This is a genomic window from Pseudomonas sp. P5_B2, assembly GCF_056400445.1.
This window is the reverse complement of record NZ_JBFULH010000564.1, coordinates 1-2617: the sequence shown is the minus strand read 5'-3', so window position 1 is coordinate 2617 and position 2617 is coordinate 1. Positions and strand designations below refer to the sequence as shown.

Below are 2617 nucleotides of genomic sequence, written 5' to 3'. Positions count from 1 at the left end.
AAGGCCGGGTCTTTCGGCATTAAAAAAAACTCAAACACTTTGAGCAGGGTGTATTCGCTGGGCTTGCCGCCACTGACGAATACACCTACGGGGTAAGAGGTACGCGCGCAGACCATGGCGTACAAGGTCAGCTCCGTGTAGCGATGGCCATACTCGTCACAGCAGTACACATCAATCGTCTTGGCATCAATCTCCACCCGTTCAAAAGGCAGTTTGACGTCGTACCGGCGGACGGCTTGCCGGTTCCACAAATTGTAGGTACGCGGGTCGAGTCGCCCCTCTTTAACCAGTGACTTCGGCAGCTGTTGGAGCATACGCGCGATGGTTTTGCGATCGACTTTCTCATCGGCTCCGGTGGCCTGATTGTGCGTCTTCAGTTCCTCGTTGACCATCAATGCCACGGAAGACAAATTGACTTTGTCGTCCTTCATAAAGGTCTGAATCAACACCTTCTCGGCGACCGCCTTCGCTGCGGTTTTTTTGGCCCAGCCCGTCCCCCCTCGACGACTGAAGTTGGGAATGAGACCTTCAAAGCCTAAGCGTTTTAAGTCTTTGCGATAGCGCTGAATGGTCTTGTTTGACGGGCGTTTATGACCGTGCCGCTGACAGTATCTATCAATCTGTGCATCGCATATCGACGGGTCGAGACCTTGCTTTTCCAGCGAACGCTGAAACTCGAGCAGCTGCTGACGAAAGTCAGCCTCGCGTTGTTCGCTGACCGTCCAGGAACGCTGCGTGGCTTCAATTTGCCGTTGCGACAGCTCAATCTCGCCCGAGGCAATGAGATTGTAAAAGGCCCGTATATCGACAGCACGCTCTACTCCACCCTTGGCCTCGAGGACGATATCGCCCAATGTCGGCTTGATCGCCTTGATGACGTAACAAGTCTCCTGCCAAACCACGGCTTGGCTCACTTGCAGATTACTGTTCATAACGAATGACCTCGAATGCGCTCAAACTGCCAAACGCCGGAACGATGTCAAAATCCATGTGTTCAAACAGATGACGTACCAGGTCGAACTTTATGAGTCCAAGCAAAACTCCTGCGGCCAACTGATAGTTCGGCGGCACATTACCGGTTAGCACTTGGGTGACGGGCCCCGTCAGCGCATGAGGATCGCGCGCTTGCAAGGCAGCAGCCCAAATGGGGAGGGAAGGGGCAGCTTGCGCCAGGTACTGCATGAAGAGTTGAGCGTTTCTCAGGTAGTGACCAGTAAAATCGGCCTCCGTGATGACAATGAAACGCAAACCTTGCTGGTGCAAAGCCTCGCGTACTTCCTCCAGCAGCACCCTATGCTCCTGCACGAATGCGTGGGGTTTAACTTCGACCACGACCTGTAGGTCGTCCAGATCCACGGCAAAATCCGGGGTGTAATACACCGCTCCCGATGGCTTTATCAGGTGCTTTGCCGCCAGCCGTTCGCCCGTTGCTAAATCAAGCGTAAACGGCTGCGCGCGATAGGCCCGCACCCTGGGGTCTAGCTCTAATGCCTGCGCGACCGATTGCTCCAGTCGCGACTCCAGCCGAATTTCGACAAATCCATTTTTCGGCGAGCACATGACATGCGCCCTTCGCGCTCGCTTGGAGCGCTTGGCGACGTCACGGCTGAAGGAAGGGCTTTGGGTATCAAGTTTCATTGGTACACTTCACCAAATATTCGAACTGTCAGGTATAACCCCGACTCGGTAGACTGTCAATATTTGGTGAGGTGTACCCAAAAGGGTAGGCACACCCTTGTATTGGTGGGGGAAGAGGAATGGGGAGACAGGCTAAACAGCCGTGGTACATGCTTTTTCAAGCAGTGCGTTCTCGTATCAATGCCTATCAAGGCACTGACAGCATCAACTTACTGATTCGACAATTGGCGCAAGAGGCAGGTTATGACGCCAAAGTCGTCTCGCGCATGCTCAAGGCCGGTAATTTTCTCGTCAGCCTTTCGCCTACGCTGGCCCCGGAACAGGTCAAGTGTGGCTATGCGCATATTGAGCTCTTGGAACGCTTGCATCAGCTGGACGCCATCGTCGCAACTTCCATGCTATCCGCGACCCTGGCGAACCAACACACCTTACAAACCTTACGCGAAACCATAACGCACTACGCCACCGTAGCCGGTACACCGGCCACCACTGCCCGTTCAAAGGCACGTAGCCGCGTGGCTAACCATGAGCGTCTGGCGTCGGCGGCCATCCTAGACGCGGGCGCGGATTTTTTTGGCTTTCCGGGTGGGGAGATCATCAAGGTCACTCACTCCGATTTTTTTAGCCAATTTTTCATGATCCAGCTCAACGGACAGCAGAAGGCTGCCATCTTTATTCGAGTTGGCGACACCTCCCGCAAGCAAGAAAAAGCCGCCGCCGACCTCCTGAAACTGGCTAGCATGGCCCGACCCTATTTCGAAAAAATCTGGTTCGTTTTCCCCGAGCCCTCCGGGGTGGTACACGAGCTTGCGTATCATGCTCATGCCATCAAAGCGTTTGATAACTGGCTGTCCCTGGCCACGCTGAGCGAAGAGGAACAGGCGATTGAGAAGTTCTGGAACCTAGCACGCGCCTTCACTGAAGAGCTGTTTGGCGGTAGTCCCCTCAAGTGGGAAGGCTTTGCCGTTCTGGATAGGGT

The 2617-nt window shown here is 54.5% G+C and carries 2 protein-coding genes and 1 pseudogene; 1 reads left to right on the top strand and 2 read right to left on the bottom strand.

Annotation, left to right across the window (positions count from 1 at the left end; translation table 11 throughout):
• Positions 1-932 (bottom strand): annotated as a pseudogene (locus AC1DRJ_RS24005) (Mu transposase C-terminal domain-containing protein); the annotation flags it as partial.
• Positions 922-1638, bottom strand: a complete 717-nt coding sequence (locus tag AC1DRJ_RS24000; RefSeq protein WP_477804340.1) for a TnsA endonuclease N-terminal domain-containing protein — start codon at positions 1636-1638, stop codon at positions 922-924. The gene AC1DRJ_RS24000 and the pseudogene AC1DRJ_RS24005, both read right to left, overlap by 11 nt.
• A 149-nt stretch (positions 1639-1787) precedes the next feature.
• Here AC1DRJ_RS24000 and AC1DRJ_RS23995 point away from each other — a divergent pair.
• The coding region (locus AC1DRJ_RS23995) for a hypothetical protein (protein WP_477804339.1) at positions 1788-2617 on the top strand (830 nt) is incomplete at its 3' end.

Coding starts and splice junctions, on each gene's coding strand:
- AC1DRJ_RS24000 (WP_477804340.1), bottom strand. CDS start 1,638: ATGAAACTTGATACCCAAAGCCCTTCCTTCAGCCGTGACGTCGCCAAG.